We start from the raw sequence: 19,835 nt of genomic DNA, 5'->3' as shown, positions 1-19,835 counted from the left end.
CGGAAAACGCACGAAGGTGTGCCGGAACGACATCGGTCCGATGCACACGAGAAGGGCAAAGGGTGCGAAAATCAACGCAATCATGAAGCAGCCCTCCTACATCCTCGTGGTCAACGGGACCAAGGTGCAGCGGCCCGTGTTCCTGTTGGGCGCGCCGCACTCCGGTGTCTCCGAGATCTCCCGCGCCCTGTCGCGCGCACCCGGGTTCCACCTGAGCGCGGGTTCCTCGGGCGTGCTCAACGCCGTGTACGCCGTCGCCCGCAAGCCCTCCCTGGCGTTGGAGAAGGCCGCGGGCACGGCCAGCCTGTTGCGCGAGGCCTACGCCGAGGCCTGGCAGTTGACGCCGCTCACCTGCCCGCGCTGTCCCGGACCGTGGGCGCGGGTGCCCGCGAAGGACTCCGCCGAACCGTGCGAGCACAGCGCCGACGTGCGCCGGTACGGGGACGCCAGTCCCGATCTGCTGTTCAGCGCCAAGGCCCTCGGGATCGCCTTCCCCGACGCCCTTTTCGTGCAGATCATCCGGGACGGGCGCGACGTCGTCGCGGAGATGGTGGACGATGAGCGGTCGTTGGCGTGGGCGCGCCCCAGCTTCATGAACGTGGACCACGAGTTCCCCAACCACTTCTTCGGGTTGGAGGACGGCTCGGACCTGGAGGAGTTCCGGGACGGGTCGATCGAGGCCAAGTGCGCGATGCGGTGGCGTGGCGCGGTGCGCATGTCGGCGACGCTGCGGCGCGGCATCGAGACCGACCGACTGTTGACGTTGCGCTACGAGGACCTGCACGGCGGGGAGGTGCAGACCGCCAAGCGGTTGCGCGACTTCACCGGCGTGCGGGTGTCGGCGACGGAGCTGATGATCGAACGCTCCTGGCGGGTGGGGGCCTGGCGGGACCGGCTCACCCGCGAACAGCACGCCGACGTGGTGGAGGCGGCCGGGCTGGAGCTGTCCCGCCTGGGTTACCTGTGAGGCGGATCGCCGCCCCGCGCCGGGCCCGCCTCAGGGCGCCCCGGACGCGGTGAGCAGGGTGTCGGCGGTGGCGTGGGCGCTGGACCGCCGATCCCGCGCCCCCGGGTCGCGGGCTCAGGCCGGAGAGCGTTCCGGGAACTCCTCCGGCCCCTCCGCGCCGGGACGGCCGATGACGACGGTGTCGTCGGCGGACTCCTCGATCTCCTCCAGCAGTTCCCGGGTCTCCTCGTCCTCCAGGGCGGCCTCCTCGCTCACCTCGGGGACCACCGCGGTGCACACGATCTCCACCAGGGCGTCGGGATCCATCAGCTCGTCGATCCCGATCACCGTCATCGGCGGGTAGTGGCGGCCCATGTGGCGGCGGTACACCGATCCGATGGTGTTGCTGCTGACCCGGTAGGCGTGCATGACGGTCGTGTAGATGCGCATCTCGACCACGTGGAACGGTTCCGCGTGGGCCGCGCGCAGCGCCTCGATCACGTTGCCGAGGGCCCGGTCGAACTGTTCGGCGACGCCGTCGCCCATCACCTTGCCGTCGTGGCGGCGGGCCGCCTGGCCGCCGACATGGACGATCCGGCCCGGTGACACCACCAGGGCGTGGGAGAACCCCACGGGTTCGGACAGGGTGAGCGGGTTGACGATCTGGTGCGGTGTGCGGTCCACCGGCGGAACCCCTCCCGGTTGTGGTCGTGCCCATCGGCCGCGTCCCGGCGGACTCCCCCCGGAGGGATCCCCGGACGTGCGGCTACGATGAGCCCATGTCGATCACTTTCCTGCTGTCCCTCGTCGCCCTCGTCGCGGTGCTCGCCCTCATCGTCGCCATCTTCATCGGCGGCATCGTCTACGTGGTGCGGATGCGCCGCCAGGGCACCGAGGCGACCCTGGTCGGCGCGCGCAAGCGCCGCGACCTGCGGACCTGAGCCCGCAGAGGTCCGTCAGTCCCCGTCGAACCGGTCGGGGTCGGGACCGAACCTGACACCGGCGTCGAGCCGGCCGATGCGCTCCATGTCGTCCTCGCTCAGCTCGAAGTCGAAGATGTCGAAGTTGGCGCGGATGCGCTCGGGCGTCACCGACTTGGGGATGACCACGTCACCGAGCTGGACATGCCAGCGCAGCAGCACCTGGGCGGGGGTCCGCTCGTGTTCCTCGGCGATCGAGACGACCACCACGTCGTCGAGCAGTCGACCGTGACCGAGCGGGCTCCACGCCTCGGTGACGATGTTGTGCGTCGCGCCGAACTCGCGCAGCCGCCGCTGTGAGAGGCGGGGGTGCAGCTCGATCTGGTTGACCATGGGCGCGATCCCGCCCTCCTCCATGACCCGTTGCAGGTGCGGGATCTGGAAGTTGGACACGCCGATGGCACGGGCCCGACCCTCGGCGTACAGGTGCTCCAACGCCTTCCAGGTGGGAACGTACAGGTCGCGGGCGGGCAGCGGCCAGTGGATCAGGTACAGGTCCAGGGTCTCCAGACCCAGGCGTTCGAGGCTCGCGTCGAAGGCGCGCAGGGTGTGGTCGTACCCCTGGTCGGGGTTGGCCAGCTTGGAGGTGACGAACACGTCGTCGCGGTCGATCCCCGAACGACGCAGCGCCTCCCCCACTCCGCGTTCGTTGCCGTAGGCGGCGGCCGTGTCGATACTGCGGTAGCCCACCTCCAACGCGGTGGTGACCACGTCGACGACCTGTTCATCGGGCACCTGCCACACGCCCAGGCCCAACTGTGGGATCCGCGATCCGTTGTTCAGCGTCAGCTCGGGAACCGTCATGGTTCTCATCCCAGTCATCCCCCGTCGGCCCGCAACGCCGTCGTCGCCCGCCGAAGGGCCGTCGGCGAGCCCGCGACCTCCCCCAGGTCGCCCACTTGGCATACTGCCACGGCGACCCGGCGGTGACCGGTCACTGCACCGCCACGTACGGGCTTTTTACCCGGGAGACCGGAGACCGCGCCCCGATCGGCCGTATCGACCTCCCCGGGCCCGGTTCCGGGCGCGGCGTCGGCCCGTGCCGGGGCCGGGGTCGGGCGGTAGGCTGCCCGGGCCGGGGAAGGGGGCGTCGTGGGTCGGGATCGTCGGGCCGCGGTCGGCGCGGAGCTGATGCGGGACCGCACCGCTCTGGTGGAGCGGATCGTGGCCGAGGTGCACGCGGAGGTGCCCGCCTACCGGGCCCTGCACGGATCGCAACTGGCGGAGGTACGGGCGATCACCGCGTGGTTGGTGACCCGGTCGCTGGAGCTGTGGGTGGCCGGGGGGACCCGGCTCGCGGCGGAGGACGTGGAGCGGTTGCGGGGCATCGGCCGCACCCGGGCGGCCGACGGCCGCTCGATCGGCGCGGTCGTGCGCGCCCACCGGGTCGGGTCGGTGGCCGCGATGCGTCTGATCTCCGCCTACGCGGGCGACCGGCTGGAGACCGCCGACGTGTTCGCTCTGAGCGAACTGTGGATGACCTCGATCGACCAGATCTCCGAGGGCCTCGCGGCCGGGCACGCCGAGACCGCCCGCCGGATGGACGCCGACCTGGAGCGGGCCCGGCGGACGTTCCTGGACGATCTGCTCATCGGCCGGCAGGCGTCCCGGGGCGCGATCCGCGACCGGGCCCGCACCCTGGGCATCACCCCGCCCGACCCGGCGGTGCTGGTGGTGGCCGAACCCGTGAACACGGGCGATCCGTCCCCGGTGACGGTGTCGAACGCCCTGGAGCTGATCGCCCGGATGGAACCCGCGGTCGCCGACCCGCTGTCAACGACCCGGTCGGGGCGGGTGGTGCTGTTGTCGTCCCCCGACGACGCCGACCGGGCCGCACGGGCCCTGGACGGCCGCGCCTGGCGCGGGTGCGTGTCCGCGCCGCGGCAGTTGACGGACGTGTCGTCGGCCTACCGGCTGGCCGACGGGGCCCTGGAGACCGCGCCGCCGCACGCGTTCGGGTCGGGCGGACTGCTGGGCGAGGCCGACGCCTGTGTGCTGGCCCTGCTCAACGGCGGCCCGGTGACCCCGGACGCGGTGCGCAGCGCCGTCCTCGGTCCCCTGTTGACCGAGTCCAACGCCCACCTGCTGGAGACGTTGCGGGCCTACTTCCGGGAGGGCGCGGCCACCTCGGCGGCCGAGTCGCTGCACGTCCACGCCCAGACCCTGCGCTACCGGCTGCGCCGGGCACGGGAGCTGACCGGCCACGACCCGCACCGACCGTGGTCGCGGTTCGTCCTGGAGACCGCCTGCGCCATCGCCCCCTGAACGACGGTCAGTCCCCCGAACGCCCGATGACGCGGTCCCGGTAGGCCTGGAAGGCGTCCCGGGATCCGCCGTCGAGGGTGAGGAACCCCCCGTCGGAACAGTCGACGGCCCGGCATCCCAGCAGTTCGGCCAGGAGCAGCGCGGTGGGGACGGCGTCGCCGCCGCCCCGGATGTGCAGCATGACGGTCTCGACCGGGTCCTTCGCGCCGATGTTCAGCTCCATCGACCAGGCACCCTCCGCGTCGGACAGGAACCCCCAGGCGGGGTCGGACAGGTCCGCGTCGGGGAACCCCCCGCGGATGCGGTCCAGGACCTCGGCGACCGGGCCGATCGGCGGCGGTTCGTGGTCGCGGGGCAGATCGGACACCGAGGCGATGTCCTCGGGAAGGGGTACCAGTACGACGTCCCAGCTCATTCGGGCCTCCTGGAAGTAGCCGTGCGCGGAGCGAGCGTAGCGGGCGGGGACGACGGACACGGGTGTCCGGAACCGGCCGTGGGCGGGCCGGCCGGATGGGTAGGACTCCCCCGGAACGGTCCCCCGCCGGAAAGGTCCCGCATGTCCGCCTCCCCTCCGCAGTTGCACGGCCCCGAGTTCGAGGCCGACCCGCACCCCGCCTACCGGTGGCTGCGCGAGCACTCCCCCGTGCACCGCGTGGACCTGCCCGGCGGGGCGTGGGCGTGGATCGTCACCCGCCACGCGGACGCCAAGGCGGTGCTCGCCGACCCGGACATGCTCAAGAGCCCGCACGCGGGCAACGAGGTCTGGCGCGAGGCCGGACTCGGCCTGCCCTACGATCACCGGCCCTCGCTGATGCTCAGCATGGTCAACGTGGACGCCCCCGATCACAGCCGGCTGCGGCGGGTCGCGGGCACGGCGTTCACCCCGCGCCGGGTGCGGACGCTGGTGGAACGGGCCGAGCGGATCACCGCCGACCTGCTGGACCGGATCGTCGACGCCGGGACCGGCGAGGCCGACCTGGTGCGGGACCTGGCCTACCCGCTGCCCATCGCGATCATCTGCGACATCCTCGGCGTCCCCGAGGCGGACCGGGAGGAGTTCCATCGACGGGCCGCGGTGATCGACTCGTCGTCCTACGAGGAGATGGAGGCGATCGCCGCCACCACCGACTGGTTCGACGCCTACCTGGCGTCCTTGGTGGAGGCACGGCTGGCCGAACCGACGGACGACCTGCTCGGTGACCTGGTGGAGGCGCACCGGCGCGGGGAGATGAGCCGCGACGAGGTCACCTCCGCGGCGTTCCTGATGCTGGTGGCCGGGCACGAGACCACGGTGGCGCTCATCGGCAACCTCTTCCACATCCTGTTGCGCCGGCCGGAACGCCTGGAACGGTTGAGAGGCGAGCGCGACCTGGTGGGTCCGGCCATCGAGGAGGCGCTGCGTCTGGAGAGCCCGTTGCAGAACGCCACCTGGCGGTTCCCGCGCACGGCGACCACCGTGGGCGGGGTGGGGCTGGCGGCCGGCGAACCCGTCCTGGTGTCGCTGCTGGCCGCCGGACGGGACCCGGAACGCTACGCCGACCCCGACGCGTTCGACCCCGAACGCGGTGACCCGCACCTGTCGTTCGGGCACGGCGCCCATTTCTGCGTCGGCGCGCACCTGGCGCGGATGGAGGCGAAGGTCGCCGTGAACGCGGTGCTGGACCGCCTGCCCGGTCTGCGCCTGGCCGTCGACCCGGCCGAACCGCGCCGGTGGCCGAGCATGATCATGCACGGCCTGTTCGATCTCCCGGTGCGGTTCGACCCCCGATGACGGCCGGAGGGCTTGGGGGAGCGGGCCCGCGGGCCCTGTTTCCCATCGGACTCTCCGGGCAGTCTGGGGAAAGCACGGAAAACTTACTCCCGGTTGGTCCGGGGTGAGGAGGACATCGGTCTCCGGTGACGGAGACTGACAGGCGGAGCCCGCCCGTGGGCGGACTCCGCGCTGCGAACACGAGTCACATCGACTGGAGGGGGACCAGACGTGACGACCGCAGACCACAGGCCCGACACGGAGTCCAAGCCCGGGAGCAGCCAGCCGTGGCTGCACCAGAAGGGCCGGGAGATCCAGGAGTTCGGCACGGTCCGCCAGATCCCGGTGGGGTTGTCCCACGACGCGCGCATGTACTCGTGCCAGCGCCTCAACCAGGTGCTGTGCGACACGCGCATCCTGCACGACCTGTACAAGAAGCACCACTGGCTGATGCGCGGCCAGACCTTCTACCAGCTGCACCTGCTCATGGACAAGCACGCCGAGGAGCAGTTGGAGCTCATCGACGCGCTCGCCGAGCGCGTGCAGACCCTGGGCGGTGTGGCGGTCGGCGACCCCCGGCACGTCGCGGAGATCACCGGCATCCCGCGTCCGCCGAACGGCGTCGAGGAGGTCCCGGCGATGCTCTCCCGTCTGCTGGAGGCGCACGAGACCATCCTGGAGGACGCCCACGACGCGGCGTCCCGGGTCCAGGAGATGGGTGACGACGGCACCAACGACCTGCTGGTGTCGGAGGTGATCCGCAAGAACGAGCTGGAGGCGTGGTTCGTCGCCGAGCACCTGGTGGACACCCCGCTGGTCCGCAGCTGACGCGCGGCAGGCGCAGGCCGGGCGACCATGGTCGCCCGGCCTCTTCCGTGCGCGGGTTCAGACGAGGGTGAGGACGATCTTGCCGGTGGTGCGCCCGGCCTCCCCCAGGGCGTGGGCGTCGGCGACCTTCTCCAAGGGGAAGGTCGCCTCGACGAGCGGCCGCACCCGGCCCTGTTCGACGAGGTCGGTGATCGCCTCCAGGGCGGCGTGGTCGGGGGCGACCATCACGGTGGTGCCGCGCCTCCCGTGGGACCTCGCCGCCTCGGCGACCTCGGTCATGGCGAAGGGGTTCGTCAGGCCGATGTAGAGGCCGTCGGGGCGCAGGGTGCGCAGCGAGCGTTCCAGGTAGTCGCCACCGATCCCGTCCAGGACGACGTCGACGCCGTCGAGGACCTCCGCGAAGTCGACGGCGGTGTGGTCGACGAGTTCGTCCGCGCCCAGGTCGCGCAGCAGCGCGTGCTTGGCGGCCCGGGCGGTGCCGATGACGTGGGCGCCGCGCGCCTTGGCGATCTGCACGGCCAGGTGACCCACTCCCCCGGCTGCCGCGTGGATCAGGACCCGCTGCCCGGCTTCCAGGCGGGCGGCGTCCACCAGCGACTGCCAGGCGGTGAGCGCGGCCAGCGGCAACGCGGCGGCCCGTACGTGGTCGAGGCCGGCGGGCTTGCGGGAGAAGTGCTGGGCGGGGGCGACGACCTGGTCGGCGTAGGCGCCGGGGGTCGTGGGGAAGTTCGGCATCCCGTACACCTCGTCGCCGACGGCGAACCGGCTGACCCCCGGGGCGATGGCGGTGACCACGCCCGAGACGTCCCATCCCTGGCCGAACGGGGGCGTGTGCCAGTAGCCGGTCTCGCGCATCTTCCAGTCGGTGGGGTTGACCCCGGCGGCGTGGACCCGGACACGGATCTGGATCGGCCCCGGTTCGGGGAGGGGCGTCTCGACGACTCGGAGGACCTCGGCCCCACCGAGGGAGTCCTGTCGGACGGCGCGCATCTGCTCTGTCATGGGACCAGCCTTCCGGTTACGGTATCCCTTGTACAGAAGGCACTTGAAAGATCGGTAGGTACCCCGTGTACACCACCCCCGACCTGGTAGAACGTGGTGGCGCCAACGCCTACCTGCGCGGTTGCGCGTCCCGGAGCGCGCTGGACCTGCTCGCGAACAAGTGGGTGTGCCTGGTCGTCGGGGCGCTCAGCCCCGGCCCGATGCGGTTCGGCGCGCTGCGTCGTCGTCTGGACGGGATCACTCAGAAGATGCTCACCCGGACCCTGCGCGACCTGGAGCGGGCCGGCGTGGTGGAGCGCACCGTGTACCCGACGACGCCGCCGCAGGTGGAGTACGCGTTGACGCCGCTGGGCGAGAGCCTGTGCGGGTTGATGGACTCGATCCTGGGCTGGGCCGAGGAGCACATGGAGGAGGTGGAGGCCGCCCGCGCACGCTACGACGAGCGGGTGTCCCTGCCCGTGGATCCCCTGCCCCGGGACGCGCCGGCGCGGCGCTAGATTGAGTGCCCCGCCCCGCCCCTCCTGGAAGGTCCCCCATGACCCGCATCGGCATCACCGGCCACTGTGACCTCGGTGAGGACACCAGCGCCCTGGTACGGCGGGCACTCGACCGCGAACTGGCGGGATTCGCCGGCGGCCCCGACCTGGTGGGGGTGTCGTGCCTGGCCAGGGGCGCCGACCAGATCTTCGCGGAGGCGGTCTGGGACGCGCGCGGGACCCTGGAGGTCGTCCTCCCCTCGGTCGACTACCGGGAGACGAGGGTCTCCGCCGAGAACCTGCACCGGTTCGACGGTCTGCTCATGCGCGCCGCCGCGGTGCGGTTCATGCCGTTCCGCACCGCCGGCGAGGAGGCCTACGCGGCGGCCAACACGGCGGTGCTCGCCCGGGTGCGGCGCCTGTTCGCGGTCTGGGACGGCCGGCCGGGCCACGGCGGGGGCGGTACCGCCGACGCGGTGGCGGCGGCCCGGCGCGCCGGGGTGCCCGTGCACGTGATCTGGCCCGAGGGCGCCGTCCGCGGTTGACGTGCGCCGTGGCCGCCGGCGCGCTGACGACCCCCGGCGGCGGGCGATCGTCCTGGGCGGCGGGCCGCCTCTCGACGGGGCGGCCCGCCGCGTGCTCAGGAGGTGATGCCCCAGCGGCGGCGCAGCGCCCGGTCGGCCCAGTTGAAGAACACGTCGATGACGATGCCGATGACCAGCACGATGATGATGTAGCTCAACAGCCGGTCGGCGTCGTTGAGCTGGCGGGCCTGGCTGAGGGCCCAACCGATGGAGTTCTGCTGGTTGATGATGACCAGCAGCTCACCGGCCATGAGCGAGCGCCACGCGAACGCCCATCCCTGCTTGAGGCCGGTGACGAACATCGGCAGCGCCGCCGGGATGATCAGCAGGGAGTACCGCTGCGCCCCGCGCAGCCCCATCACCTGGCCGGCCCGCAGCAGCGTGGGCGACACGTAGTCGATGCCCGACACCAGCCCGCCCGCGATGGAGGGGGCGGCGCCCAGCACGATGACGAACATGATCGCCGACTCGCTGATGCCGTACAGCAGCATCGCGAACGGGAACCAGACGATCGACGGCATGGTCTGGAGGCCGGTGATGAGCGACCCGATCGCCGTCCGCAGCGGCGTGAACCGCGACACCGCCAGCCCGATGACCACGCCCACGACCAGTGCCAGCGCGAACCCCGTGAGGGCCCGGCGCATGGTCACCTGCACCGCCACCCAGAACTCGGGGGTGGTGATCTCCTGGAACAGGGTGGGCAGCACCTTGTCGGGGCCGGGGAACACGAAATCGCTGCGCCACCCCGACCACACGACGGCCTGCCAGGCCGCCAACACGAGGATGACGGCGACGAGCTTGGGCCAGGTGCCCGACCACACCTTGCGGACGGTCTCCCCGAATCCGCGTTCGGCGACCCCCCGCTTGGGCTGGAGTTCGAGGGCGTCGAGCCCGTGGACCTCGCGGTCCCGGTCCCTCACGTCGGATTCAGGCATGGCGGGAGACCTCCTGGCGGAGCCGGTCGGTGATGACGGCGGCCTGGGTCGCGATGAGGGGGGAGTCGATGCGGCGGGGGCGCTCGCCCTCCACCGGGAACTCGTCGATGACCCGGCCGGGGCGGCTGGACAGCAGCACGACCCGGTCGCCCAGGCGCACGGCCTCGCGCACGTTGTGGGTGACGAAGAGGACGGTCAGCCCCTTCTCCTGCCAGATCCGCTCCAGCTCGTCGTGGAGGATGTCGCGGGTCATGGCGTCCAGGGCGCCGAAGGGCTCGTCCATGAGCAGGACGTCGGCGTCCTGGGCCAGGGCGCGGGCCAGGGCGACGCGCTGGCGCATTCCGCCGGACAGCTCGTGGGGCTGCTTGCGCTCGAACCCGGTCAGGCGCACCAGGTCGAGGAGTTCGCCGACCCTCCTCCTGCGTTCGGCCTTGGGCACCTTGTTGACCTTCATCGGCACCTCGATGTTGGCGCCGACGCTCAGCCACGGGAACAGCGCGGCCTCCTGGAACATCATGGCGACACGGTGCCCGCCGACGTCCACGGCCCCGGTGGTGGGTCCGTCGAGTCCGGCGACGAGGGAGAGCAGGGTGCTCTTACCGCAGCCGGAGGCGCCCACGATGGCCAGGAACTCCCCCGTGCCGACGGTGACCGACATTCCGTCGATGGCGGTCACGGCCCCCTTGCCGTGGCCGAACACCTTGGAGATGTCGGCGATCTCGACGGCGGTGGTCCGCCGGGGCGTGTCGGTGATGGTGGTCATTGGGCCCCTACCCTTCCAGCCCGGCGACGCGCTCGCGGCCGTCCTCGGCGAGGAGGGCGTTGAGCGGGTCCAGGGCGTAGATTCCGGTCAGGTCGACGGGTTCGAGCAGTCCGATGGCCTCGGCCCTGTCGGCTCCGATGAGCAGTGAGTGCGCGGCGGGATCGACGGTGAACGTGATGTTGTCGAGCCCCGCGGCGGTGAGGTCGGGGTCGGGCGCGCCCCCGGTGAGCGTTTCCAGGTGGGCGGAGACGGCCCGCAGCGCGGTGTCCGGGTCGCCGTCGACCAGGTCGACCGCTTGGATGTGTCCGCGCAGCAGATCCTCGACCCGTTCGGGGTGATCGCGCAGCAGGGCGGCGGAGACGACGAGGTGGGTGGTGACGAACTCGCCGCCGGGCCACAGGTCGGCCTCGTCGACGAGCAGGTGGGCGTCGTCCTCGGCCAGCAGGCGCCCGAGGTAGGGCTCGGGGACCCAGGCGCCGTCGATCTCGCCGATCGCGAAGGCGTCGACGGTCTCGGGGTTGGCCTGGGGGACGATGGACAGGTCCCCGCCGCCGGCGGTGTCGACCTCCCAGCCCTGTTCCCGGGCGAACCAGCGCAGCGCCACGTCCTGGGTACCGCCGAGTTGCGGGGTGGCCAGGGTGGTGCCGACCAGGTCCTCGACGTCGGTGATGTCGTCCCGGACCACGAGTCCGGTGCCTCGGGTGGCGGCGCCGGCGACGATGTGCAGGGCCCGACCCTCGGACTGGAACCAGCCGTTGACGGCGGGGCTGGGGCCCAGGTAGGCGGCGTCGATCTCACCGGAGAACAGGGCGTTGACCGCGTCGGGGCCGCCGTTGAAGGTGCGGGTGTCGAACGCGGTGTCGCCCAGGGCCTCGGCGAAGATCCCGTTCTCCACCCCCACCAGGGCGGGGGCGTGGGTGAGGTTGGGGAAGTAGCCCAGGGTCAGTGCGTCGTCCTCCGCCGCGTCGGCGGCGCACCCGGTGACGGCGAGTGCCAGGCCCAGGGCCAGGGACGCCGGGGCGATCCGCTTCGGTGGGGAGGGCACACACATGGGAGGGGACCCTTTCGAGCGCGGTCTGAGGACGATGGAAACTCTACTTAATAAGTAGGATTTGTGAAAGTCAGCGCGCCGCCCCTGGTCGGCGGCGCGATCGCGGGGGCCGGCCCACCCCACCGCACCCCGAGAGGCGCCGCGGGGAAAAGCGCAGCTCAGGACGTCGCACACCCGTGAAACCGCCGATCCGAGGCCCTCCACGGTTCCTGCGGATACCGGCGGTGATCCAGGTCACCTCCGCGCGGACACGGACCGTGTCGGAGGTGCGAGGCCCCCCGAAGGCCACGGACCACGGGAACGCCGAAGGGCGGCGGGGCCGAGGCCCCACCGCCCTCACGGTGTGCGTGTGTTCCGCGCGCCCCCGAACGACGGAGCCGGACGTGGCGCGGAGTTCCCTGGACGCGGTGGCTACTCCGCGGCGGTCTCGATGACCTCGCCGTCGGCGTCCACGGCCAGGACGACGCCCTGCCAGGACTCCTTGACGAACTCCAGGACGCGCTCGTCGTGCAGCAGTTCGGCGAGCAGCTGGACGCGCTCGTCCTCGACGTTCTCCTCCAGGGCCACCAGGCCGTTGGCGTAGGCCTCGACGTAGTCGTCGCCCTCGGGCTCCCAGGCCAGAACGTTGCTCTCCGTCGGCAGCTCGGCCTCGATGGCGTAGTTGCCGTTGACGACGGCCGCGTCGACGTCGGCGATGGCGCGCGGCAGCTGCGCGGCCTCCAGCGGCGTGACGGTGATGTCCTTGGGGTTGTCGGTGATGTCCTTCTCGGTGGCGAGCCCGCCGGCCTCCGGGTCGACCTCGATGAGCCCCTCGGCCTGGAGGATCCCCAGGGCGCGGTTGAGGTTGGCCGGGTCGTTGGGGACGGCGATCTCGGCGCCCTCGGGCAGGTCGGCACTGCTCTCGACGCTCTCGGAGTACAGGCCGAGTCGCTCGATGTGCACGTCGGTGATGTACGTGAAGTCGGCGTCCGGACCGTTGGCCGCCCACTCGTTCAGGTAGGTGCGGTGCTGGAAGTAGTTGGCGTCCAGCTCGCCCTCGACCAGCAGGGTGTTGGGGGTGTTGTAGTCGGAGATCTCCACGATCTCCAGCTCCAGCCCGGCCTCCTCGGCGAGGTTCTCGTCGATGAAGGCGAGGATGTCACCGTGCGGCACGGGGCTGACGCCCACCCGCAGTACCTCGCCCGCGCCCTCTCCCCCGGCCTGCTGCTCGCTGGGGGCGCCGCAGGCGGTGAGCGCCAGGGTGACGGCGGCGGCACCGATGACGGCTGAGGTCGTGCGCATGTGCGCTCCTTCGTGATCGTGAGGGTGGAGGATCGCGGGGGGCTCCGCGGCCCCGGTGGGACACACCGGGCCTCGGAAGGGATCGACGTGCCCGGTAGGACATCCGATGACCTGACCAAAGACTACCCAACCTGCTTGGTAGGAAATACGCCTTTCCCGTTCCCGTGACACGTGGCATCGGCCACACGGGACCGGACCGGAGGGCGCACACGCGGGCGCGCGTCGGCGCCGACCCGCGACGGGGGCCGTGGCGGAGAACGGGGCGACCCGGGTCCGGGGCGTCGCACGGGGGGATCCGGAGAGGTCAGCCCCGGGACTCGACCACCGGGAGCCCCTGGGCCCGCCAGGCCCGGAAACCGCCGATGAGGTCGGTGGCCCGGCTCAGGCCCAGCTCCTGGAGCTGGACGGCGGCCAGGCTGGAGGCGTACCCCTCGTTGCAGAACAGCACGATGTGCAGGTCGACGGAGTCGGCCTCGGGGACCCGGTCCGGACTGGTGGGGTCCAGTCGCCATTCCAGGACGTTGCGGTCGATGACCAGGGCGCCGGGGATCTCCCCCTCGGCCGTCCGGTCGACCACGGGTCGGGTGTCCACGAGCAGGGCGCCGTTCTCCCGGGCGGCCAGCGCCTCGGTGGGCGAGAGCCGCTCCAGGCGGGCGCGCCTGCTGCCGAGGAGGCGTTCGATGGCGCTCATCGGCCGACCTCCTCGCGGGTCGGCACGTCGTCCAGGGTGGGGACGTCGGGCTCGGGGTCGGTGGTGAGGACGCTGCCGGTGCGGCGCAGCGCGCCGTCGCCGCCGACCTCGTAGTAGTGCATGGCGGTCAGCGGCGGAGAGTAGGCGTGCACGCTGACGGCCGGCGCGTCGGAGGCGTTGACGACGTCGTGGACGTGGCCGAGCGGGAAGCGGCCGACCTCGCCGTCGGCCAGGGTGCGCTCGCGCAGTCCGCCGGCCCAGTAACGCTCGACGAGTTCGCCGGTGACGACGGTGAGCGAGCCCAGGGAGCCCGCGTGGTCGTGCAGGCGCGTCGACTGCTCGGGGGTCCAGGAGATGAGCCAGACGTCGGTGTGGTCGTCGGCGTGCAGGCGCACCGACCAGCGGTCCTCCGCGTCGAAGTGGATCTCGTGGAGCCCCTGGCGGACCTCTTCGGCCACCTCCGCGGCCAGCGCGGCCAGGCGGTCCGGGGTGAGCGGGGTCGGGGCTGTGGTGACGGTGGCGTCGACGGTCATGGTCTTCTTCTTCGCTGCCGTGGTGGTCCGGGACGTGGCGGGGTGCGACCGGTGTCCGGCCGGTCGCTCACCGACAGCGCTCGTCGAAGGTGAACGTTCTCCACCGGGCCGGGAGGCGTGCCGAGGTGCCGACTGTCATGCGTCAGAGTAAACCATATTCCCTACATGTTTAGTGGGTAGATGCTCCGGAAACCGGGGGTCGCACACGCCACATCCCCCGTGGGCCGACCGGTGACCCGTCACCGCGCTCCCCCGGTCGGGGCCGCCGGCGACCGGCCCCGACCGGGGCTCGTGACAGAACGGGCGAGGCGGACTAAGTTCGTTGGGGATCCCGACTAATCCCCTCACCGTGGAGTACCGATGCCCCTCGTCGCCGGAATCGACAGTTCGACCCAGTCCTGCAAGATCGTCGTCTGCGACACCGAGGACGGGAGCGTGGTGCGCGAGGCCCGCGCACCCCACCCCGACGGCACCGAGGTCCACCCGCGCGCCTGGTGGACGGCGCTGGAGGAGGCCTCCTCGGGGCTGCTCGACGGGGTGGCGGCGATCGCCGTCGCCGGACAGCAGCACGGCATGGTCGCCGTGGACGACGACGGCGCGGTGGTGCGCGAGGCCCTGCTGTGGAACGACACCCGGTCGGCCGACGCGGCGAACGACCTCATCGAGGAACTGGGCGGGGCCGGGGCCTGGGCGGAGGCCGTGGACAACGTCCCCGGCGCCTCGCTGACGGTGTCCAAGCTGCGCTGGTTCGCCGAGCACGAACCGGAGACGGCGGCACGGGCCACCGGGGTGATGCTGCCCCACGACTGGCTCACCTGGCGGCTGGCCGGCGGCGAGGACGAGCCGGTCACCGACCGGGGCGACGCCTCCGGCACCGGGTACTGGTCGGCGAGCGGCGGGGAGTACCGCACGGACCTGCTGAAGCGGGCGTTCGGACGGGAACCGCGCACGCCCCGGGTGGCCGCCCCGGCCGAGATCGTGGGACGCACCCGGGCGGGAGCGGCGATCGCGCCGGGCACCGGGGACAACATGGGCGCGGCCCTGGGCCTGGGGCTGCGGCCGGGCGACGCGGTGCTCTCGCTGGGCACCAGCGGCACGGTGTTCGCGGTGAGCGACACCCCGGTGCGCGACGCGTCGGGGACGGTGTGCGGGTTCGCCGACGCCACCGGGCGGTACCTGCCGCTCGTGTGCACGTTGAACGCCGCCCGGGTGCTGACGGCGACCGCCGCGATGCTGGACACCGACCTCGCGGGGCTGGACGCGCTCGCGTTGACGGCGGAGCCGGGCGCGGACGGGCTGGTGATGCTGCCCTACCTGGACGGTGAGCGCACCCCGGCGCTGCCCACCGCGACCGGTTCGCTGCACGGACTGCGGCGGGAGAACATGACGCCGACGAACCTGGCGCGGGCGGCCGTGGAGGGGATGCTGTGCGGGCTGGCCGACGGGTTGTCGGCGCTGACCGACCACGGTGTGCCGGTGCGCCGGGTGCTACTGGTCGGGGGCGCGGCCCGGTCGGCGGCGGTGCGGGCGGTCGCGACGACCGTGCTGGACGTGCCCGTGGTGGTACCGCCGCCCGCCGAGTACGTGGCGCTCGGCGCCGCCCGCCAGGCGGCCTGGGCGCTGGCCGGCACCGCCGAGCCGCCGACGTGGGGTGTGAGCGGGACGGAGGTGCGGGCCGCCCCGGTGCCCGCCCCGCACGTGCGCGAACGCTACGCCCAGACCCGCCGGACGGTCCACGGCCTCTGACCTCCGAGGTCGGGGGCCGGCGGGCGCGGCCGAGGTCGGTCAGCGGGGGCCGGCGGTGACGGTGGCGAGGGCGGCCCACAACAGGGGCGTGGCGGCCGGGTCACCGATGGTGCGCCAGCGTTCGAGGCGGGTGCGCTGCCAGTCGGCGAGCGCCCGCACCGGCGCGGGCGCGTCGTGGGCGGCGTCCACGGCGGCGATCAGTCCGCTGAACGGCCGTTCGGCGTCGGGGACCCGCCCGAACCGGCGCAGGGCCAGGTCCGTGGGCAGCGTCCACCGGGCGGCGGTGACCAGGTCGGCGCCGTTGCGCAGCATGGCCGACGCCGGCCCGAAGGGTTCGGCGAACCGGGTGTCGGCACCGCTCTCGCAGGCGATGAGCGCGACCCTCGGCGGCGCGGGCCACACCTCGTGCCCCGGCCGGCCGTCCGGGGTGCCCAGGAGCAGATCCTTGGCGCCGAGCGGGCGGTGACCGCGCATCGGCTCGGCGTGGCCCTGGACGTCGGCGGCGCAGCACAGGTGCAGGAGGGCGTCCTCGCTCTGTCCGCCCGCCACCGGGGCGGAGGTGACGTGGCCGACGTAGAGCAGGCGTCGGGGGCCCGAGCGCAGGGCCTCCCCCAGCCAGTGGCGGTCCAGGTCGGTGCGGCGCAGCGCCTCCTCGGGCGCCGCCACCCGGGGCAGCATGTCGTCGGCCGTCCGGTGTGCGTCGATGAGGGCCAGGATCCCCGGATCGCCGCCCGGTCGGCCCAGCACCGAACCCAACGGGGAGTCGGCGCGGAACCCCGGCACCCGGGGGTCGAGGATCAGCACGGCCGGGGCGCCGGTCCCGGACCGGGGACGCGGCGCGGCGGGCACGAGGGCGGCCGGGGCCGCCAAGGCCACGTCGGCGAGGTCGAGCAGCCGGGTACCGTCGGCGACGGCCAGCAACTCCCAGGGGACCCGGCCGGTGCGCGGTGACGGTTGGATCCGCACCAGCGGACGCGCCCCCGTCCCCTCGGCCACGGTGCGGATCTGGTCCGTGAGTTCCACCGGCCACAGCGTCTCGGCCAGGCGACCGGCCAGCGCCCGTTCGGTGACCGGGTCGGCGAGCGCCCCTTCGGTGAGCGCCCTAATCAACGCGCCCTCCGGCCCCGGCAGGGCGGCGGACAGCTCGGCCAGCGCCGCGTCCACATCCGTGGCGGGCGCGTACCCGGTGCCGAATCCCTGGGCGCCGGCCGTCCACCGCCAGGCCATGTACAGGCCGTCGGCGTCGGCCAGGCGCACCAGCACCGTCGGCACGGGTCCGGGGAAGGAGACGTCCGTCCCCCGAACCGGCGCGACGCGTTCGTCGGAGAGCACCGGCCGGTGGTAGCGGGCCTCGGCCAGGGCGGCGTACTCCTGGAGAGCCGTGCGCTCGGGCGAGACCGCCACCCGGGGAGGAAGGCCCACCCGCAGGCCCGGTCCGCGCGCGGCCGGGGCGGGGAAGAGCTCCGCCACCGGGTCGGCGGGGGCGGTGTCCCGCCCGGCCGCCAGGGGCGCGCCGGTGGAGGAGAACTCCACCAGCTCGAACAGCAGCCCCTGGTCACCGGTCGTCCACGCAAGCCGGAACGCCAGGTCGGTGGCGGCGCGCGAGAGCGCGCTCCACTGGGCGCGGGCGTGCCCGGTGGCGAAGTCGGCGCGCATCGCCGCCAGGGTCAGGGCCACCGGCACCACCGTGGTCACCACGGCGGCCCGCGTCTGGTGTTCGCGTCCCGGGAACGCGCCGGCCTCCACCAGCCGCATGGTCGTCGAGGCCACGAGGAGGTCGACCTGGGCGCAGCGTTCGTGGGAGCCCTGTTCCTCGAACAGGGCTCGGGCCCGCTCGCACCGCTCCCGCATGGTGGGGTGATCGCCGACGGCGAGGGCGCGGCGGGCGTCCTCCAGCAGGCCCTCGCCCAAGGCGGCCCGCACCCCCAGCTCCTCGAACCGGCGACGGGAGGCCGCGGCCGATGCGCGCGCGGCGTCGGTGGAGCCGCGCAGCCGGGCCAGGAGGGCGCGGGCCTGTTCGCAGGCGGCCAGGGAGACGGGGTCACCGTCGCGCTCGAACGCGACGGAGGCCTTGAGGTAGAGGCGTTCGGCCTCGTCCAGGTCGCCCCGGCGCAGGGCGACGAAGGCGCGGGAGCCGTCGAGGGAGGCGGGTTCGCCGCCCAGGGCCCGGAAACGTTCTGCGGCCTGGGCGAGGAGGTCCTCGGCCTCGTCGAGGCGACCGGTGTCGGCGGCGACGTCGGCCAGCCCGGACAGCAGGTAGGGCACCGGACGCAGGGTGGGGTCGGTCCCGGCCAGGGCGGCCCGGTACACGTTCTCGGCGGCGCCCCACGCGCCCCTGGTGGCCAGGACCATGGCGCGTCCGCCCGCGATCTCGGCCCGGTGCGCGTCGGCGGTGGTGCTCTCCTCGACCCGGGCCCCGGCCTCGTCGAGCAGGGTCGCGGCCAGCTCCGTGTCGCCCAGGCGTCGGGCGTTCTCGGCGCGGTCGATGAGCGCGTGCACGAGGAGACCGGCCCGGATCGGGCGGGCGACGGGGTCGGTGACGTGCGGGCCCGGGGGCCGCAGCAGCCCCAACGCCCGGTCCAGGGCGTCCGCGCCCCGGCGGAGATCGGCCAGGCCGATGTGGGCGCGGCCGAGGTCGGAGAGCAGGGTACCGCGCAGGAGGTCGACGAGGGGGGTGGCCTCCAGGCCGTCGGCCATCACCAGGAGCCGTTCGAGGATGTCGTGGGACTCGCGGTACCGGTGGAGTTCGAGGAGGGTGCCGGCCTTGGCCGACCACTCGTCGAAGGGCTCACCGAAGAGGACCCCGTACTCGATGACGAGTTCCCCCTCCACGGGACCCTCGGACATCAGAAGTCCTCGTCGGCGCGCGCGGCGCGGAGTTCGGCCAGGAAGGGGGGCGGTTCCCCGGAACCGGCGTGGGCGCCCCGGGCCAGGTCCAGGCGGCGGGCGGCCAGGGCGCGCAGCCGGTCGCGGGCCGCGGCGGCCTCGGGTCCGCTCGGTCCGGGATCGAAGCCGGGCAGGAGCACGTGGACGTCCGGGTCGGGGACGGCGGTGGCGGGCAGGTCCACGGCGGTACGGCCGGCCCAGGCGTCCCCGGCGGGCTCCAGCGGGAGACGGACGGGGGCGGAGGCGCCCAGGACGATCTCGGCCGTGGGGCGCACGGACGCGCCCCGGGCCAGGGGGCCCATGACGGCGTGGACCTCGATGACGCGCGCCGCGCCGTGGGCGTGAACGGCCCAGCTGACGGCGGTCTCGGCCGCGTCGAGGAGTCCGGCGGGGTGACGGCACCAGTCGTTGACTCCGTGCCCGCGCGCCAGGATCCGGGCACCCGGCGGCGGCGCGGGGGCGGCGGGGCCCGCGGCGAGGGCGTGGTCGTCGGCGGTGCGCGAGCCCAGGGCCGGGTGCCCGGCGGGGTCCGGGAGGGCGCCGATGTCGACCCCGTGCAGGTCGGCGATCGGGGCCAGCCCGGCGAGAAGCCCCATGGAGTGATCGCCGGACAGGGCGGCGATGCCGGGCCGGTGATCGGCCAGCAGGTCGGCGGCGGTGTCGGGGGGCAGGGCCCGGTGGGCACGGTGGGCGAGCACCGCCAGCTCCAGACCCAGCAGGTCGGGGTCGAGTGCGGGGACGCCGTCCAGGAGGGAGGCGGGCCACCAGCGGGCGGCCCAGTGCCCGAGTGCCAGCGCCGCCAGGGGTCGGGCGAGGGCACCGGGCCCGGCGGTGACCCGAACGGGAGCGCCGCCGGAGGCGGCGACGGCCACCGCCAGGGCCGCGTCGGGCCCGTAGAGGTCCCACAGCCAGCCCTGGGCGGCGGACACGTCGTCGATGTCCGCGTGGGGAAGCGTGAGCCGGGTGACGTCGGGCCAGGTCAACAGGCCGCCGTCGGCGTCCACGATGGAGGAGGCGAACGCGGGCCCGGGGGCGGGGGCGGGCACGGCGACGGTGACACCGCCCTCGCCGGCGACGACCTCGATGACGGTCATGTGGTGCTCCCGGGCTCACCCGGC

Annotated in this window: 20 protein-coding genes; 8 read left to right on the top strand and 12 right to left on the bottom strand. The window is 73.4% G+C overall.

Translation table 11 applies throughout. From position 1 onward, the window contains the following. Positions 1-82: 82 nt before the first annotated feature. Positions 83-967: a sulfotransferase family protein gene (locus RM479_RS16155; protein WP_311512547.1), complete on the top strand. Its 885-nt coding sequence runs from the start codon at positions 83-85 to the stop codon at positions 965-967. A gap of 114 nt (positions 968-1,081) precedes the next feature. On the opposite strand, the gene RM479_RS16150 is transcribed toward RM479_RS16155, so the two are convergent. After that, complete coding sequence (locus RM479_RS16150) at positions 1,082-1,630, bottom strand: RidA family protein (protein ID WP_311512546.1); 549 nt, start codon at positions 1,628-1,630, stop codon at positions 1,082-1,084. A 95-nt stretch (positions 1,631-1,725) separates the two neighbouring features. On the opposite strand from RM479_RS16150, the gene RM479_RS16145 reads away from it, so the two are divergent. Beyond that, entirely contained in the window at positions 1,726-1,887 is a 162-nt protein-coding gene (locus tag RM479_RS16145) for a hypothetical protein (protein WP_274808023.1), read from the top strand. A 15-nt stretch (positions 1,888-1,902) separates the two neighbouring features. On the opposite strand, the gene RM479_RS16140 is transcribed toward RM479_RS16145, so the two are convergent. Further along, positions 1,903-2,730 carry an aldo/keto reductase gene (locus RM479_RS16140; protein WP_397222386.1) on the bottom strand — a complete coding sequence of 276 codons (828 nt, stop codon included), beginning with the start codon at positions 2,728-2,730 and terminating at the stop codon, positions 1,903-1,905. Between the two features lie 288 nt (positions 2,731-3,018). On the opposite strand from RM479_RS16140, the gene RM479_RS16135 reads away from it, so the two are divergent. Beyond that, positions 3,019-4,191: a PucR family transcriptional regulator gene (locus tag RM479_RS16135; protein WP_311512544.1), complete on the top strand. Its 1,173-nt coding sequence runs from the start codon at positions 3,019-3,021 to the stop codon at positions 4,189-4,191. Positions 4,192-4,198: 7 nt separating this feature from the next. Here the strand turns inward: RM479_RS16135 and RM479_RS16130 are convergent, their stop codons facing one another. After that, a complete protein-coding gene (locus RM479_RS16130; protein WP_311512543.1) occupies positions 4,199-4,666 on the bottom strand; it encodes a hypothetical protein in 468 nt (155 codons plus the stop codon). Positions 4,667-4,747: 81 nt separating this feature from the next. On the opposite strand from RM479_RS16130, the gene RM479_RS16125 reads away from it, so the two are divergent. Together RM479_RS16125 and RM479_RS16120 are read left to right on the top strand one after the other, a co-directional pair. Then, positions 4,748-5,962 (top strand): cytochrome P450 family protein, encoded by a 1,215-nt coding sequence (locus tag RM479_RS16125; RefSeq protein ID WP_311512542.1) that lies wholly within the window; start codon positions 4,748-4,750, stop codon positions 5,960-5,962. Positions 5,963-6,172: 210 nt separating this feature from the next. After that, entirely contained in the window at positions 6,173-6,769 is a 597-nt protein-coding gene (locus RM479_RS16120; RefSeq protein WP_311512541.1) for a Dps family protein, read from the top strand. 57 nt (positions 6,770-6,826) lie between these two features. Here RM479_RS16120 and RM479_RS16115 read toward each other — a convergent pair whose 3' ends face one another. Further along, positions 6,827-7,771, bottom strand: a complete 945-nt coding sequence (locus RM479_RS16115; protein WP_311512540.1) for an NADP-dependent oxidoreductase — start codon at positions 7,769-7,771, stop codon at positions 6,827-6,829. A 65-nt stretch (positions 7,772-7,836) separates the two neighbouring features. Between RM479_RS16115 and RM479_RS16110 the strand changes: the two genes are divergently transcribed. After that, complete coding sequence (locus tag RM479_RS16110; RefSeq protein WP_311512539.1) at positions 7,837-8,268, top strand: winged helix-turn-helix transcriptional regulator; 432 nt, start codon at positions 7,837-7,839, stop codon at positions 8,266-8,268. 38 nt (positions 8,269-8,306) lie between these two features. After that, a complete protein-coding gene (locus RM479_RS16105; protein WP_311512538.1) occupies positions 8,307-8,792 on the top strand; it encodes a hypothetical protein in 486 nt (161 codons plus the stop codon). A gap of 95 nt (positions 8,793-8,887) precedes the next feature. Here the strand turns inward: RM479_RS16105 and RM479_RS16100 are convergent, their stop codons facing one another. From RM479_RS16100 to RM479_RS16075, 6 genes are all read right to left on the bottom strand, one after another. Next, positions 8,888-9,766 carry an ABC transporter permease gene (locus RM479_RS16100; RefSeq protein ID WP_311512537.1) on the bottom strand — a complete coding sequence of 293 codons (879 nt, stop codon included), beginning with the start codon at positions 9,764-9,766 and terminating at the stop codon, positions 8,888-8,890. Continuing rightward, a complete protein-coding gene (locus tag RM479_RS16095) occupies positions 9,759-10,529 on the bottom strand; it encodes an ABC transporter ATP-binding protein (protein WP_311512536.1) in 771 nt (256 codons plus the stop codon). Before RM479_RS16095 ends, RM479_RS16100 begins: the two co-directional genes overlap by 8 nt. A 7-nt stretch (positions 10,530-10,536) precedes the next feature. Then, positions 10,537-11,580 (bottom strand): ABC transporter substrate-binding protein, encoded by a 1,044-nt coding sequence (locus RM479_RS16090; protein ID WP_311512535.1) that lies wholly within the window; start codon positions 11,578-11,580, stop codon positions 10,537-10,539. Between the two features lie 411 nt (positions 11,581-11,991). After that, a complete protein-coding gene (locus RM479_RS16085) occupies positions 11,992-12,861 on the bottom strand; it encodes a MetQ/NlpA family ABC transporter substrate-binding protein (protein WP_311512534.1) in 870 nt (289 codons plus the stop codon). A 304-nt stretch (positions 12,862-13,165) separates the two neighbouring features. Continuing rightward, the gene (locus RM479_RS16080) at positions 13,166-13,552 is read right to left on the bottom strand and encodes a rhodanese-like domain-containing protein (protein ID WP_311512533.1); all 387 of its coding nucleotides are present in this window, start codon (positions 13,550-13,552) and stop codon (positions 13,166-13,168) included. After that, complete coding sequence (locus RM479_RS16075; RefSeq protein WP_311512532.1) at positions 13,549-14,085, bottom strand: cysteine dioxygenase; 537 nt, start codon at positions 14,083-14,085, stop codon at positions 13,549-13,551. Before RM479_RS16075 ends, RM479_RS16080 begins: the two co-directional genes overlap by 4 nt. A 360-nt stretch (positions 14,086-14,445) precedes the next feature. Between RM479_RS16075 and xylB the strand changes: the two genes are divergently transcribed. Next, positions 14,446-15,831, top strand: coding sequence for a xylulokinase (xylB, locus tag RM479_RS16070; RefSeq protein WP_311512531.1), 1,386 nt, complete (start codon positions 14,446-14,448; stop codon positions 15,829-15,831). A 39-nt stretch (positions 15,832-15,870) separates the two neighbouring features. Here xylB and RM479_RS16065 read toward each other — a convergent pair whose 3' ends face one another. Together RM479_RS16065 and RM479_RS16060 are read right to left on the bottom strand one after the other, a co-directional pair. Then, positions 15,871-18,678 carry a tetratricopeptide repeat protein gene (locus RM479_RS16065; RefSeq protein WP_311512530.1) on the bottom strand — a complete coding sequence of 936 codons (2,808 nt, stop codon included), beginning with the start codon at positions 18,676-18,678 and terminating at the stop codon, positions 15,871-15,873. Next, positions 18,678-19,811: a hypothetical protein gene (locus RM479_RS16060; protein WP_311512529.1), complete on the bottom strand. Its 1,134-nt coding sequence runs from the start codon at positions 19,809-19,811 to the stop codon at positions 18,678-18,680. The genes RM479_RS16065 and RM479_RS16060 overlap by 1 nt, the downstream gene beginning before the upstream one ends. Between the last annotated feature and the right edge of the window lie 24 nt (positions 19,812-19,835).

It is taken from the genome of Nocardiopsis lambiniae, assembly GCF_031845465.1.
In the GTDB taxonomy this organism is placed as follows: domain Bacteria; phylum Actinomycetota; class Actinomycetes; order Streptosporangiales; family Streptosporangiaceae; genus Nocardiopsis; species Nocardiopsis lambiniae.
This window is presented reverse-complemented; position numbering and strand designations above follow the sequence as displayed.

Bases quoted from the DNA above. Each gene is read 5' to 3' on its own strand.
- xylB (WP_311512531.1), top strand. From the start codon at position 14,446: ATGCCCCTCGTCGCCGGAATCGACAGTTCGACCCAGTCCTGCAAGATC.
- RM479_RS16145 (WP_274808023.1), top strand. From the start codon at position 1,726: ATGTCGATCACTTTCCTGCTGTCCCTCGTCGCCCTCGTCGCGGTGCTC.
- RM479_RS16080 (WP_311512533.1), bottom strand. From the start codon at position 13,552: ATGAGCGCCATCGAACGCCTCCTCGGCAGCAGGCGCGCCCGCCTGGAG.
- RM479_RS16060 (WP_311512529.1), bottom strand. From the start codon at position 19,811: ATGACCGTCATCGAGGTCGTCGCCGGCGAGGGCGGTGTCACCGTCGCC.
- RM479_RS16095 (WP_311512536.1), bottom strand. From the start codon at position 10,529: ATGACCACCATCACCGACACGCCCCGGCGGACCACCGCCGTCGAGATC.
- RM479_RS16090 (WP_311512535.1), bottom strand. From the start codon at position 11,580: ATGTGTGTGCCCTCCCCACCGAAGCGGATCGCCCCGGCGTCCCTGGCC.
- RM479_RS16075 (WP_311512532.1), bottom strand. From the start codon at position 14,085: ATGACCGTCGACGCCACCGTCACCACAGCCCCGACCCCGCTCACCCCG.
- RM479_RS16105 (WP_311512538.1), top strand. From the start codon at position 8,307: ATGACCCGCATCGGCATCACCGGCCACTGTGACCTCGGTGAGGACACC.
- RM479_RS16065 (WP_311512530.1), bottom strand. From the start codon at position 18,678: ATGTCCGAGGGTCCCGTGGAGGGGGAACTCGTCATCGAGTACGGGGTC.
- RM479_RS16100 (WP_311512537.1), bottom strand. From the start codon at position 9,766: ATGCCTGAATCCGACGTGAGGGACCGGGACCGCGAGGTCCACGGGCTC.
- RM479_RS16140 (WP_397222386.1), bottom strand. From the start codon at position 2,730: ATGACGGTTCCCGAGCTGACGCTGAACAACGGATCGCGGATCCCACAG.
- RM479_RS16115 (WP_311512540.1), bottom strand. From the start codon at position 7,771: ATGACAGAGCAGATGCGCGCCGTCCGACAGGACTCCCTCGGTGGGGCC.
- RM479_RS16085 (WP_311512534.1), bottom strand. From the start codon at position 12,861: ATGCGCACGACCTCAGCCGTCATCGGTGCCGCCGCCGTCACCCTGGCG.
- RM479_RS16155 (WP_311512547.1), top strand. From the start codon at position 83: ATGAAGCAGCCCTCCTACATCCTCGTGGTCAACGGGACCAAGGTGCAG.
- RM479_RS16125 (WP_311512542.1), top strand. From the start codon at position 4,748: ATGTCCGCCTCCCCTCCGCAGTTGCACGGCCCCGAGTTCGAGGCCGAC.